This is a genomic window from Aeromonas hydrophila subsp. hydrophila ATCC 7966, assembly GCF_000014805.1.
GTDB classification, from domain to species: Bacteria; Pseudomonadota; Gammaproteobacteria; order Enterobacterales; family Aeromonadaceae; genus Aeromonas; species Aeromonas hydrophila.
The window spans coordinates 2555493-2569246 of the sequence record NC_008570.1; the positions used below are offsets into that span (position 1 = coordinate 2555493).

At 64.5% G+C, this 13754-nt stretch carries 9 protein-coding genes and 1 pseudogene; 2 read left to right on the top strand and 8 right to left on the bottom strand.

Going from position 1 to position 13754, the window contains the following annotated elements; all coding sequences use genetic code 11:
* The first annotated feature begins 84 nt into the window (after positions 1-84).
* Both rbsK and AHA_RS11695 read left to right on the top strand, forming a co-directional pair.
* Positions 85-1017, top strand: a complete 933-nt coding sequence (rbsK, locus tag AHA_RS11690; protein ID WP_011706158.1) for a ribokinase — start codon at positions 85-87, stop codon at positions 1015-1017.
* Positions 1017-2021, top strand: coding sequence for a substrate-binding domain-containing protein (locus tag AHA_RS11695; protein ID WP_011706159.1), 1005 nt, complete (start codon positions 1017-1019; stop codon positions 2019-2021). The genes rbsK and AHA_RS11695 overlap by 1 nt, the downstream gene beginning before the upstream one ends.
* 95 nt (positions 2022-2116) lie before the next feature.
* On the opposite strand, the gene AHA_RS11700 is transcribed toward AHA_RS11695, so the two are convergent.
* The 8 genes and pseudogenes from AHA_RS11700 to pheT all read right to left on the bottom strand — a co-directional run bounded on the left by AHA_RS11700 (position 2117) and on the right by pheT (position 13752).
* Entirely contained in the window at positions 2117-3766 is a 1650-nt protein-coding gene (locus AHA_RS11700; protein ID WP_164927652.1) for a GGDEF domain-containing protein, read from the bottom strand.
* Positions 3766-4242: a hypothetical protein gene (locus tag AHA_RS11705; RefSeq protein WP_011706161.1), complete on the bottom strand. Its 477-nt coding sequence runs from the start codon at positions 4240-4242 to the stop codon at positions 3766-3768. The genes AHA_RS11700 and AHA_RS11705 overlap by 1 nt, the downstream gene beginning before the upstream one ends.
* 89 nt (positions 4243-4331) lie before the next feature.
* Positions 4332-5120, bottom strand: a pseudogene (gene cobB / locus AHA_RS11710) (Sir2 family NAD+-dependent deacetylase); the annotation flags it as partial.
* A gap of 69 nt (positions 5121-5189) precedes the next feature.
* Entirely contained in the window at positions 5190-5789 is a 600-nt protein-coding gene (locus tag AHA_RS11715; RefSeq protein WP_011706163.1) for a GNAT family N-acetyltransferase, read from the bottom strand.
* Between the two features lie 3 nt (positions 5790-5792).
* Entirely contained in the window at positions 5793-7040 is a 1248-nt protein-coding gene (locus tag AHA_RS11720; protein WP_011706164.1) for a response regulator, read from the bottom strand.
* A gap of 1 nt (position 7041) precedes the next feature.
* Positions 7042-11001, bottom strand: a complete 3960-nt coding sequence (locus tag AHA_RS11725) for an ATP-binding protein (protein ID WP_164927795.1) — start codon at positions 10999-11001, stop codon at positions 7042-7044.
* A gap of 54 nt (positions 11002-11055) precedes the next feature.
* Complete coding sequence (ihfA, locus tag AHA_RS11730) at positions 11056-11352, bottom strand: integration host factor subunit alpha (protein WP_005300715.1); 297 nt, start codon at positions 11350-11352, stop codon at positions 11056-11058.
* Between the two features lie 3 nt (positions 11353-11355).
* Positions 11356-13752: a phenylalanine--tRNA ligase subunit beta gene (gene pheT, locus AHA_RS11735; protein WP_011706166.1), complete on the bottom strand. Its 2397-nt coding sequence runs from the start codon at positions 13750-13752 to the stop codon at positions 11356-11358.
* Positions 13753-13754: the final 2 nt, after the last annotated feature.

A 13754-nucleotide genomic window follows, 5' to 3' on the forward strand; every position in this document is an offset into this window, starting at 1 on the left:
CCCCTTTTCACTCAAGGTTGACGGTGCCTCCCGGCCTGGATCCGGCTTTCGTGTCCATGCCAAGATGCATCAGGAGTACTCAACATGAATCGTCTCGTCGTTCTGGGCAGTGTCAATGCAGACCACGTGCTGCGCGTTCCCCACTTTCCTCGCCCGGGTGAAACCCTGACCGGCCACAGCTATCAAGTTGTACCCGGTGGCAAGGGCGCCAACCAGGCGGTGGCCGCCGCTCGGTTAGGTGCTGAAGTCTCCTTTATCGCCCGCATCGGCGATGACGCCATCGGCCACCAGATGAAGACCGGTTTTGCCAAAGACGGTATCGACGTGAGCGCCGTCGAGCTCGACCCCAAACTCCCGACCGGCATTGCCATCATTTATGTGAGCGATGAGGGGGAGAACAGCATCGGCATCTCCGCCGAAGCCAACGGCGCCCTCACCCCGGCCGTAGTGAAAAGCCACCAGACGATGATCGCCGCCGCCCACACCCTGCTGCTGCAGCTGGAAGTGCCGCTGGAGAGCGTGCAGGAAGCCGCCCGGCTGGCCCGAGCCCACGGCACCCGGGTGGTGCTCAACCCCGCCCCCGCTCGCCCGCTCTCAAGCGAACTGCTGGCACTGGTCGACCTCATCACCCCCAACCAGACTGAAGCCGAGCTGTTGACCGGCGTCAAGGTCACCGACGAGGCGAGCGCAGCCGAGGCGGCTGCCCGCTTCCACCAGATGGGTATCGGGGAGGTGATGATCACCCTGGGCTCGCAAGGAGTCTATTGCAGCAAGGGGCAGCAACAAGCGCTCATCCCGGGTTTTCGGGTGAAAGCAGTGGACACCACTGCCGCGGGCGATACCTTCAACGGCGCCCTGCTGGCGGCCGAGCTCGCCGGCGCCGACTTTGACGCGGCCGTGCGCTTTGCCCACGGCGCCGCGGCGCTCTCCGTCACCCGGTTTGGTGCCCAGAGCTCCATCCCGAGCAAGCAGGAGGTCGACGCCTTCCTGCTTGAGCAGACTGCGCAGGGGCACTGATGGCCAATATCAAGGAGGTGGCGGCGCTGGCGGGGGTGTCGACCACCACCGTCTCCCACGTCATCAACGAGACCCGTTTCGTCGCCGAGGAGACCCGCGAGCGGGTCTTCGCCGCGATGCGCGATCTCAACTATGCCCCGAGTCTGGTGGCCCGTAGCCTCAAGGTGAAGGAGACCAACAGTATCGGCATGCTGGTCACCACCTCCAGCAACCCCTTCTTTGCCGAGGTGGTGCGCGGGGTGGAGCGTTACTGCTTCGAGCAGGGCTACAACCTGATGCTGGGCAACACCGAGGGCCAAGCCGAGACGGCACTCTCCTACCTCAAGATGATGCTGCGCAAGCGGGTCGACGGCCTGCTCATCATGTGCAGCGAGGGGCAGCAGGAGGTGTTCAACCAGCTCGACTGGCTCAAGAGCCTGCCGGTGGTGGTGATGGACTGGGGGATGGAGAGCGCCGACGTGGACCTCATCGCCGACAACTCCCATCGCGGCGGCTACCTGGCGACCCGCCACCTGCTGGGGCTGGGTCACACCGCCATCGGCTGCATCACAGGCCCCCACAGCCGCGCCCCAGCCAACCAGCGTCAGGCAGGCTTTGAGCAGGCGATGCAGGAAGCCGGGCTCACCGTCAACCCACAGTGGGTTCAGGAGGGTGACTTCGACTGCGCCAGCGGTCATCAGGCGATGACCCGCCTGCTGGCGCTGCCCGAGCGCCCCAGCGCACTGTTTGTCTGCAACGACATGATGGCAATGGGAGCCATCAGCGCCGCTCATCAGGCGGGGCTGGTGATCCCGCGCGATCTCTCCATCGTCGGCTATGACAACGTGGCACTGGCCGAATTCATGTCGCCGCCGCTCACCACCGTCAATCAGCCGAAAGAGGAGCTGGGCCGCCTCGCCGTCACCCGGCTGCTGGCGCGCATCAATGGCGAGGCGGTGGCGGATCATCTGATCACCGTCGACCCTGATCTGGTGATCAGGGACTCCTGCGCCCCCCGCCCCTGACATTCACCTGCAATACCTGCAATAAAAGCGCAAGGCGACCCTGGGGTCGCCTTGCTGCATTTTGTCTCTGGCCGGTTCAATAGCGCCATTTGTGCTCAAGCCAGCTGTCTTGCCTCACCGCCCGCCAGCACCTGCAGTTGCACCAGCCCCAGTCGCCGGGCCAGCGGCTGCAACAACTCGCTGTGCTCAGCATCATCTGGCAGCCAGTAGCGGACAGGCCAGCCGGCCGCCAGCTGGACCGGGGTGGCGCTGCCAATGTCTCTGAGCGCCAGGGTGCAGCCTTGCTGCCGCAATCCCGCCAGTAAGGCTGCATCCGGCAACAGCGTCGGCACCAGCAGCACCCGCGGCGTGCGGGAGGCATCCGGCAGATAGGCCACGACATGGGCCAGCTGAGCCTGGTTGTCGAGCGGGAACAACAACGCCCGCCCATCGGCATGCTGCGCCTCGTGCGCTTGCAACAGCCGAGCCAGCACGAGCCCCAGCACGCCGCACTCCTGCAGCCAGCGCATCTGGCAGGGCGCCCCCTGCTCACGCCAGTAGAGCGTCATTTGCCACAGATCGTTGCCCTGCCCGTCCGTCAATCCCTGCAACGCCACTCGCAGCGGCGCAGGCTCGCGCCCGGCCAGCCAGCCCCGCAGTTGATGAAGCTGATGCTGGCTCAACTGCAGCTGCTGCAGCATGGCCGGTTCAAACCAGCAGATGTCCCCCTCCTGGCTGCGTTTGGCCTGATTGAGGGCCAGGATGGCCTGATCCAGCAGCCGGCCGGCATCTTGCTGCTGCGCCTTGGCGACCCCGAGCCGACAGGCCAGATCGAAGCTGCACTCCCGGGTCACAAACTCGAAATGGAGCAGGCTCACCAGCTCATGAATGCGAGTCTCCAGCGCGCCATCCGCGCGGGTCAACACCACCGCGAACTCGTCGCCGCCGAGCCGGTAGGCGTGGCCATCGTGGGCCTGCTGCAGCTTGTCGGCCACCGTCTGCAACAGCCGATCACCGACCTGATAACCGAGCAGATCATTGACCTGCTTGAAGCGCTTGAGATCGAGCACCACCAGGGCGCTCGCCTCGCCGGCATACAGGGCGCGAGAGAGCTGCTCCTGCAGGGCGCGGCGGTTGCCAAGCCGGGTCAGGGGATCGAGCAGGGCGAGCCGGCGATTCGCCAGGTTGGCGCGAATGAGGGCGGTCACCAGGGCGCCGCCGGTCAGCAGCAGGATCAGTTGCCAGATCTGCAGCCAGAACAGGCTGCTGCGGATCTGGCTGACCGAACGCTCCCGCTCCTGGCCGGAGAGGATCTGATCCCCTATCTGCTCGATGAGGTGGGTCTGGCTGGCGATCGCCTCTTGCAAGCGGGCAAGCTCGGCCCCCTCGCGCAGCGCACCGGCCTCCATCTGGGGTTCGAGCTGCTTGATCTGCTCGAACAGTCCGGCCAGCGCTTTGCCGAGCCCGTGCCGCTGGCGCGCCTCGGCGGTTTCGCTGCTGATGAGAAAGATATCGAGCCGGTTCCACAGCAGATCGTAATCCAGGCTCAGGGTCTCCATCCCCAGTCTGCCGGCCCGGTAGAGCTGCAGATCGTAGAGGAAACGCTGGGATTCGAGCATCACCTGGCTGATGTTCCAGTGGATATTGCGGTAGAAGGTATCGACCAGCTGCTCCTGGCGATGCTGCAGATAGAGGCTGCTGCCCGAGGAGAGCAGAAACAGCAGCGACACCGCAACCAACAGCAGTTTGTGGCGGGATAGCCCCATCAATCGACGATCTCGATGCGGGTCACCTGCCACACCATGCAGTTGTGAATGGCGGGCACGTCCAGCTTGGGATAGGTGGTGAACGGGATGAGCAGCCAGAGCGGCCCCTTGTTGCGCCGGGTCAGCGGCTTGCCGTCCTCCTGGCGCACCAGGGTCAGCGGCACCCCGTCGAACAGGGCCAGATCCACCACCTGCTGATAGCCGTTGAGGGCCGAGACGGCGATCTTGCGGGCATCCAGGATCCCTTGCGCCGCCAGCACGGCCGCCAGGGTCGGCCCGCGATAGTGGTGGGCGCCCTGGGTCCAGGGGGTGGTAGTGGTGAATTCGGTCTGTGGCAGGGCGGACAGGGCCGCCTCATCGAGGGTCACTGGCTGGCCGCCTGGCAGCACCAGGGTCATCAGGGGGATCGAGGCCGATGCGCCGGCACTGGCCAGCATCAGGAGGAAAAAAGCGATCCATTGCTTTACTGCGGTCATGGTAATTTACGCCAACTGCGTCCCATTTTTTGTGGCTGCCAGTGTGGCGATTTCACCGGTTCATTGCAACTGTCCAGTCGCACAATAGCTCAGGGACCGCGCATCTCCATCCAGTTGTGGCCCTCGATCTGCGCCGGCTGGTGCACGCCGCAGCTTTGCAGCAGCTCATCCACGTAGGCCGGCACCAGCAACGAGGCCGGACCATAGCGCTTCTCGTCAAACTGGCTGCCCACTTCGCTCGGCTCGAGATTGAGCTCGATGGTGTGGGCCCCGTTCAATCCCGCCTCGTGCACGAAACCGGCCGCCGGATAGACGGCGCCCGAGGTGCCGATGGAGATGAACAGATCGCACTGGGCCAGTGCGCTGTAGATGCGATCCAGCCCGAGCGGCATCTCGCCGAACCAGACCACGTGCGGGCGCAGCGGCTGGGGAAACTGGCAGCAGGTGCACAGCTCCTCTTGCTGCAGATCGCCGCGCCACTCGATCACCTGGCCCGAACCCGGGCAGCGCGCCTTGAGCAGCTCCCCGTGCATGTGAATGAGGTTCTTGCTGCCGGCGCTCTCGTGCAGGTTGTCGATGTTCTGGGTCACCAGGGTGACGCAGCCCGGCAGCAGGCGCTCGAGCCTGGCCAGCGCATAGTGGGCCGGATTGGGGTGGATGTGGGGTTGCTGCAGCTGGTGGCGGCGGGAGTTGTAAAAGCCCTGCACCAGGGCGGGATCCCGTGCGTAGCCCTCCGGCGTTGCCACGTCTTCGACCCTGTGCTCTTCCCACAGACCGTCACAGGCGCGAAAGGTCTTGATGCCCGACTCGGCCGAGATCCCGGCACCGGTAAGAATGACGATGTGTTTCGCTGACTGCACCATGACTGATTCCCTCTGGCTACTTCTCTGGCTGACCTTAGCACAGGGTGAAAAACCGGCCTATTCGCCCTTGGTCTTATGACGCGGTTACAGGGTGTCGAGCACGCTCAGATCGAGTCGCACGAACACCAGCTCCCGCCCCGTCACCAGGGTGAGCGGCAAGCCCAGCCCGCGCAGCAGCGCCAGCATGGGGCGATTCTGGGGCAGCACCTCCGCCGTCCACTCGCGAATGCCTTCGGCGCGCGCCAGCAAGGCCAGCGCCAGCAGGATGCGTCGCCCTGCGCCCCGGTGCTGGAAGTGATCGGCGACGATGCAGGAGAACTCGGCCCGATCCGGGTGCAGCCGCCGCCGGATGGACTGGGCCTGGGCCAGTGGTCGCCCCTGACCGTCGGTCAGCAGCAGCCCGATCTGCTGCTCCTTGGGGTAATCGAGGAAGAAGGCGAGCTGCTCGTCATTCGGGATCTGCTTGGCGCGCATGAAACGCAGGTAGACGCTCTGCTCGCTGAGCTCGCCATAGGCGGCCCTGATCCGCTCGGGATCGGCCCCCGCCAGCTCCTGCAAGCGACAGGGAATGCCCCCCACCTCCATCATCAGCGGCAGGGCTGCCCGCGAATGAGGATGCAGCCAGCCGGCCAGGGCGCGCCGTAAGCGGGCCTCGTCCGGTGGCCAGCAGAGGTAGCGGGCCACCGTCTACCAGCGCCCCGCCACGCCCTGATCGCGCCACAGATTGCTGTCAAGCAGGTTGAAGGGATCGTCCAGATAGAGGGCGATCCCGAGCTCCCTGGCCCGGTTGATGAAGCGCCCCAGCAGGGAGTCCGGGGTCATGGCTTCCAGCCCGGGCAGCAGACTCTGTCCCAGCAGCAGGTGCTGCAGCGGCATCCGCTCCAGCAAGTCGAACGGAATGTGCTGATCGTTGTCCAGCAGCAGTGCCAGCTTGGCCCCCGCCAGACTGGCCTGCAGCACCAGGGCAAAACGCTCCGCCTGGCTCAGCAGGTGGTCGCGCCGGTGGATGAGCAGGGTAAGCTCGCCAGGCTCCCGGCCCTGCTGGACCAGCCACTCGCGTACCCGCTCCCAGCGCGGCGGCAAGCCGGTCACCGCCAGCCAGATGGGCAAGGGCGACGGGGGATCGGACAAGAGTCCGAGCAGTCCTTTCTCTTCCCCCTGCCAGGTGCGGATGGTGCGGCGCAGGCCGCTCAAGCGGCGCTGACGCTGCGGCCCCAGATAGAGCGTCTTGAGCAGCCGCAGCAGATCGTCGGCCAGCAGCGGCTTGGCCAGGGCGGCCAGCACGTTGAAACCGGCGTCGTGCAGCAGGCGGCGGGCGCCGTCGATCAGGGTCTGATCGTGGGCGGAGAGCAGCACGATGGGCAAGCCACTGTGCTGGTATTGGGGCTGGCTCATCAGCAGGCTGATGGCATCCTGCTCCACCAGACTGAGATCGCTCACCAGCAGCTTGACCTCGCCGCCGGCCAGTGCCTTGATGCAGGCGTTGCCATCCTGTACCCACTGACAGGGCACTCCCAGTCCCTTGATCTCCTGCTGGATATGGGCCCCCTGAAACGGGTGATCCTCCAGCAGCAGCACCTGGGTCTGGGCCAGCCACTCCTGCCACGCCAGGTAGCGGCCATTGACCCCCGCCAGCCAGTCGTCGGTGAGGCGATAGACACCCTCGGCCTGCGCCGTCAGCTGCGGCAAATAATCAGCCCCCACATGGGAGTCGGGATCGAACAGGGCGATGGCACCGGCGGCAAACAGCCCTTCCCACTGCCAGCAGGCATCGGGGCGGGTACGGCGCAAGGTGGCGAACTCGGGCAGCTCGACGGCCTTTGCCGTCCGATAGGCGACCCCATCCAGGGCGTAGATGGTCACGGGGTGGAACAGGCGCTCGTCCGTCTCTTCCGAGTTCAGCAACGCCAGTAACTCTTCATCTGTGATGATCATGTCAGAGCCTCTCACGTAGTCGCCGGCACACCTCATCCAGAGCTTGCCGCAGCGGGGGTAGCAGGGGTTGCCGTGGATCCCGTTTCCACTGCTCGATCACCTGAACAAGCGGGGTAGCTCCCACCATTTTGGCGGCCCCCTTCATCTTGTGTAAAGCGGCTTCAAGCGCCATCTCGTCCCCTTGTGTGACGCAGCGCTCAATGTCGGCCAGATCCTGCCCGGTCGCATCCAGATAGAGGGGGATAAGCTCCGGCGCCAGCAGCGACACCTCCTGCGCTGCCCAGACCTCCCCTTCAGCCGGCAGGTCGCTTTGAGGGGGTGACTCGGGTGCGGGCGCCAAGTCTGGCTCACCCAGACCGCGCAGCAGATTGGCCAGGTCTTTGAGCAGCAGCGGCTTGTCCAGATGGCCGCGACAACCACAGCTGGCCAGCTGCGCCGCCGCCTGCTCGCTGAGATCGGCGGTGATGACATAGGTGGGCAGATGCTGCCAGCGCGGCGAGTCCCGCAACTGGCGGCAGAGCTCGGCCCCGTCCATCACCGGCATCTGCAGGTCGGTCAACACCAGATCGACCGTCTCATGCTGCAGGATGTCGAGCGCCAGCTGGCCGTTGGCGGCGCTGATCACCCGGGCCCCCAGCTGGGTCAGCTGCATGCTGATCAACACCCGGTTCACCTCGTGATCTTCGACCAGCAGCACCCGCATCCCCTGCCCCGGCAGCGTGATCATGCCCTGGCTAGAGGGCACCAGCCTTGGCTGCATCAGGCTGACCACCGAGCCCGGTACCCAGGGTTCCCCCTGCCAGTCCCAGTAACGCAGCCCCTGCTCATCCAGCTGGACGCTCAATACCGGGCCGGCCGGATCGTCCTGCAAATCCAGTTCACCCAGCCAGGGCAACAGATAGTCCCGCTCCGCCTCGCCAAGTTGTACATGCACACTGGCCACCCTTGGCCGCCAGCGCGGCATCTCCTGCAGCAACACCAGTGGCAGCGCACAGAGGAAGCGGCTGCCACCGGTCGGCCGCGGCTCGACCCGGATCTCGCCCCCCATCTGCTCCATCAGCTGGCGACAGATGGCAAGTCCGAGCCCGGTGCCCTGGGCCCGCGGCTGACCCGCCTCCCCACCCTGCTCAAAGGGCAGGAACAGCCGCGGCAGCAGCTCGGCACTGATGCCGGGCCCCTCGTCGTCCACTCCGCACAACAGCTGGGAGCCAGCGCGGCGGGCCCACAGCACCACCTCGCCACGGGAGCTGAACTTGATGGCATTGGCCAGCAGGTTGTGCAGCACCTGCTGCACCCGGTGGGGATCCAGCTCCACCTGGGCGGGCAGTCGATGATCGAGATCCAGCCGCAGTTGCAGGCGCTTGGAGCGGGCTTTGGACCAGTGCACCGCCGCCACATGCTCGCACAAATCCACCAGATCGGTGGGTTGCAGCGAGAGCGCCAGCTGCCGGTTCTCGTTGCGACTGAAGTCCAGCACGTCATTGAGCAGGCCCAGCAGCTCGTCCCCCGCCTGGCGGACGTGGGCCAGTGCCGAGCGCTGCTCGGCATTGAGGGAGGTGTGGCTGAGCCACTCCAGCAACCCCAGAATGGCGTTCATGGGGGTGCGAATTTCGTGGCTCACCGCCGCGAGGAAACGCCCCTTGGCCAGCACCGCCTGCTCGGCCCGCTCGTGAGAGGCCTGCAGCGCCTGCTCCTGCTCGACCCGGGTCGTCACATCCTGCACCACCCCGTACACCCGCCAACCCTGCTCGGACTGGCTGCGCCCCCGGCCGTAGAATTGCAGCCAGCGGGTGCCCTTGCCCGGGTGCTCATAGCGCAGCGCGTAGGAAAAAGGCTGACCGGCCTGCAGCATCTCCAGCATGGGGGCCTTCATCTTGCGCCTGTCATGTTGATCCAGCCGGCCCAGCGCCTGACCGGGATTGCGGCGGATCTGCTGGCTGGCCAGCCCCAGCAGCTCGTAGCTGCCACGGCTGATGAACTCTACCTGGGCGATGCCTTCTCGCTGCAGCAGGAACTGGATCACCACCCCGGGCACCGTATTGGTCAATGCACGCAGGCGGCGCTCGGCCTGACGCAGCAAGCGGGTGCGCTCGCGCAGGGCGCTGATGTTGGAGAGCGCGATGAGATCCCCGGCCGGCGACTGCTTGCCAAGCTGAAGCGGGATCTGGGCATAGGAGTAGACCTGATCGCCCAGGGCCATCTCCCCCTCGCCCCCCTGCAACTGGGCCTCTGGCAGGTGCAGCTCTGCCAGGTAGCGCGCCTCCAGCCGTTTGGCCTGCTTGTTGCGCTTGATGATCTCGCCCTGGTTGTCCCGCAGAAACACCGGCACCGGCAGCGCCTGGAACAGGGACTCCCTGAACTGGCTCTCCAGCGCCAGGGTCTGCTCCATCTCCTGGCGCTGGCTCACTTCCCTGGCCAGCTGCTGGCGTGAGCGCCAGATCAGCCAGATGACGCCGGCACTGATCAACAGCGCCAGCGACACCGACCCCAGCCAGATCCCGTAGCTGACGCCGGCTTGCTGGGTAAGCACCAGCCGGCGCCAACGCTGATTGAGATCGTCATTCTGCCTGCTGGTGAAGGCCATCAGGCTCTGCTCCATCACCCCGGCGAGTCGCGGGCTGTGATGACTGATGGCGAAGCCCAGCCCGAAGCGTTGAGGCAGCTCCCTGATATCCAGTCCGTCCAGCTGGTTGTTGCGAAGCGGGTATTGCAGCTGGTAGAGCTCGGCCAGCATGGCGTCGGCCTCGCCGCTTTGCACCGCCGCAAGCCCCTGCGCCAGGGTGTCGCTTTTGCGCCAATGATGTTCACCATCCAGCCGGGCCAACATCCCTTCGTCATAGAGGGTGGCGGGCACCACGATGTCACCCTTCACCGCCGCCAGCGTGTCGAACGACTTCGCCTTGCGACTGACCAGGGCATAGCGATTGAGCGCCATGATGCGGGTGAAGTCGAAGGCATCGGTCAGCGCCGGCGTCTCCAGCAGACCGGCCATCATGTCTGCCTCGCCGCTGCGCAGCTTGGCCAGTGCCTCTTCCTTGCTGGCGGTGGGGATCACGTGGAAGTTGAGGCCGGTCTGCTGACTCACCTGCCGCAGTACGTCGGCGCTCCACCCCTTGAGCTCCCCCTGCTCGTCGAGACCGCTGTAGGGCATGAAATCCGGGTTGACGACCAGCTTGATGGCGCGGGAGGTGCCGACCAACCAGGCCTGCTCCTTGTCGGTGAAGTGAAGCGGGTTGATGTCCTGCTCCCCTTGCGCCAGATAGCGATCCAGGTCTTTGTAGAGGGCTCCGGGCGGCAGATAACGGATAGCGGTATCGATGAGCTCGCGCAGTGCCGGCTGGTCGCGCATCATCAGCCGGTAGCTCACCACCAGTTCATCGCTGCGCAGCCGGCGCAGCCGCAGCCCCTGATCCGGATATTCGCGCATCAGGTAGCGCAGTTGCAGATAGTCACCGAGGTAGGCGGTCCCCTTGCCCGCCGCCAGCGCCGCATACCAGTTGTCCGCCTCGGTCAGGGGCAACTGGGTTGAGCGGGGATAAAGCGCCTTGAGCACTTCGTTCGCCTGCCAGATGGGGGAGACCAGGAAGGTCGCCTGCTCCAGATCGTCGCGATAGAGGATGGCGGATTCGGCCTCCAGCATGGCACGACTGAGTGCCATGCCCGGCAGGGCCTGCAACGAAGGACCGACATTGGGAATGAGATCGCAGCGCCCCTCCTGCAAGCCGCGCTGCACCGCCGACCAGTTGGGCAGCTTCTCATGCAGGAGCGGAAAAGGGAGCTGCTCTGCCAACCGCTCCATCTGATCGATTAGCAAACCTCCCGACTCCTCGAGATAAGGCGGCCGGATCAGCGCCGGATAACAGATGGTCAGCGACTTGGTGGCATCGGCATACGCCTTGGCCGCCGGAGAGAGGGGGAGATCCATCGCCTGCAGTGGCGCAGCCAGCAACAGGCCTAACAATAGGCTGGTTTTTCTCATGAAAAAATAAAAGCCAGGCGGTTGCCTGGCTTTTTGTCACTCGTTGGGCTCAACATTTTCGACCCTGGCCTTGAGCTTCTGACCAGGGCGGAAGGTGACCACCCGCCGGGCGCTGATAGGAATATCTTCGCCGGTTTTCGGGTTACGTCCAGGACGCTGGTTCTTCTCACGAAGATCAAAGTTACCGAAGCCTGAAATCTTGACTTGTTCACCACGCTCAAGCGCTTGTCTGATCTCTTCAAAGAAGGCTTCCACCATATCTTTGGCTTCACGCTTGCTCATCCCGAGCTGGGTGAACAGGTGCTCTGCAATGTCGGCTTTGGTAAGCGCCATAGATCAATCCCTCAAGGATGCATTCAACTCTTCACCAAGGGCCCGCACGACATTGTCTACGGTCTCGGCAATCTCTTTCTCCTCCAGAGTGCGCTGGGTGTCTTGCAGAACAAGACTGATGGCCAGGCTCTTCTTGTCCTCTGCCATGCCAGCACCCTGGTATACGTCAAACAAGTTTATTCCAACTACCTGATTTCCGCCAACTTTTTTAATTACTGCCAGAACATCCCCTGCCAGAACCTGACGATCAACCACCACGGCGATGTCACGACGGTTGGCAGGGAACTTGGAAACCTCGGCAGCAACCGGCACCTTGGCCGGGGTCAGATTGTCCAGCTCCAGTTCGAACATGACGGCGCGACTCTTCAGACCCAGCTTCTTCTCGAGGCTCGGATGGATCACGCCGATGTGGCCGATCACCACGCCATTGCGCAGGATGGCCGCGCTCTGGCCCGGATGCAGGGCGCTGTGCTCGGCACGCTCGAAGGTGAAGGTAGCCCCTTCGGCGGTCAGATCCAGCACCGCTTCCAGATCCCCTTTCAAATCAAAGAAGTCGGCAGCGCGGCTCTTGATGTCCCAGTGCTCGTCGCTCTGGTTGCCGGTGATGATGCCGGCCAGCATGGGCTCCTGACGGATGCCGTTCTCGGCATTCTCGTCCTTGATGAAGCGCAGGCCCTGCTCGAACAGGCGCACCCGCGGCTGCTGACGGTTCTGGTTGTAAACCACGGCCTGCACCAGACCCGGGAACAGAGAGACGCGCATGGCGGACATCTCGACCGAAATCGGGTTCGGCAGCACGATGGCATCGCTCTGCGGGAACAGGGTCTGCTGAGCCTTGGGATCGACGAAGCTGTAGGTGATCGCTTCCTGGAAGCCGCGATCAACCAGCAGGTCGCGCACGCGCTTCAAGGTCACCTGCCCTTCTGCCTGCTCCACCATCGCCAGAGAGGCGGCGGGTTTGAGGTTCGGGATGTTGTTGTAGCCGTAGATGCGGGCCACTTCCTCGATGAGGTCTTCCTCGATGGCGATATCGAAACGCCAGGAGGGGGCCAGCGCGGTCCAGCCGTCGGCTTCAACGGTCACCTGCATGCCGAGGCGAGTCAGGATCTCGACCACCTGCGCATCTGCCACGCTGATACCGATCACCTTGTCGAGCTTGGCGCGGCGCAGCTTGATGGGGGCCGCTTTCGGCAAGTGGGCATCGGATTTGACCTCGATGACCGGACCCGCTTCACCGCCGCACTCTCCGCCACAAATGTCCAGCAGCAGACGGGTGGCACGATCCATCACCTTGGCCTGCAGCTCGGGATCCACCCCGCGCTCGAAGCGGTGGGAAGAGTCAGTGTGCAGACCGTAGGCACGGGCACGGCCGGTGATAGAGAGCGGTGCGAAGAAGGCGCACTCCAGCAGGATGTCGGTAGTGGTCTCGGAGACACCGGTGCGATCACCGCCGAAAATACCGGCCATGCAGGCAGGGCCTTTGGCATCGGCAATCACCAAAGTCGTCTCTTTGAGCTTCACTTCGTTGCCATCGAGCAGGGTCATCGGCTCGTCGGCCTTGGCGCGGCGCACCACCAGTTCCCCTTCAAGCGTCGCCAGATCGAAGGCGTGCATCGGCTGGCCATATTCCAGCAGCAAGTAGTTGGTGATGTCGACGATGGCGTCGATGGAGCGGATGCCGCCACGGCGCAGCTTCTCCTGCATCCAGAGCGGGCTCTGGGCGTGCAGGTTCAGCCCCTTGATGACACGGCCGAGATAACGGGGGCAATCCGCCGGCGCTTCCACCCGGATCGGGAAAGTCGCATCGATGGTGGCAACAGCCGGCGCCCAGGTCGGCTCGACCACGTCGACGCTGTTGAGCACGCCGATTTCACGGGCGAGCCCTGCGATGCCGAGGCAGTCGGCACGGTTCGGGGTCAGATCCACGTCGATGCTGACGTCGTTGAGCGCGAGGTATTCGCGGATATCGGTGCCGATGGGCGCATCCAGCGGCAGCTCGATGATGCCATCGGCGTCGACGTCGATCCCCAGCTCGCTGAAGGAGCAGAGCATGCCGTGAGACGGCTGACCGCGCAGCTTGGCTTTCTTGATGGTGAAATCACCCGGCAGGGTCGCCCCTACTTTGGCCACGCAGACTTTCAGGCCGGCGCGGCAGTTCGGCGCACCGCAGACGATGTCCAGCAGTTCGTCGCCCACGTTGACCTTGGTTACCCGCAGCTTGTCGGCGTCAAGATGCTGGGCGCACTCGACCACTTCGCCCACCACCACGTTGTTGAACTGGCCGGCCACCGCTTCTACGGCATCCACTTCCAGACCGGCCATGGTGATCTGCTCGGCCAGTGCGTTGTCACTCAACTCGGTGCGGACCCACTCCATCACCCAGGATTTACTGAATTTCATGT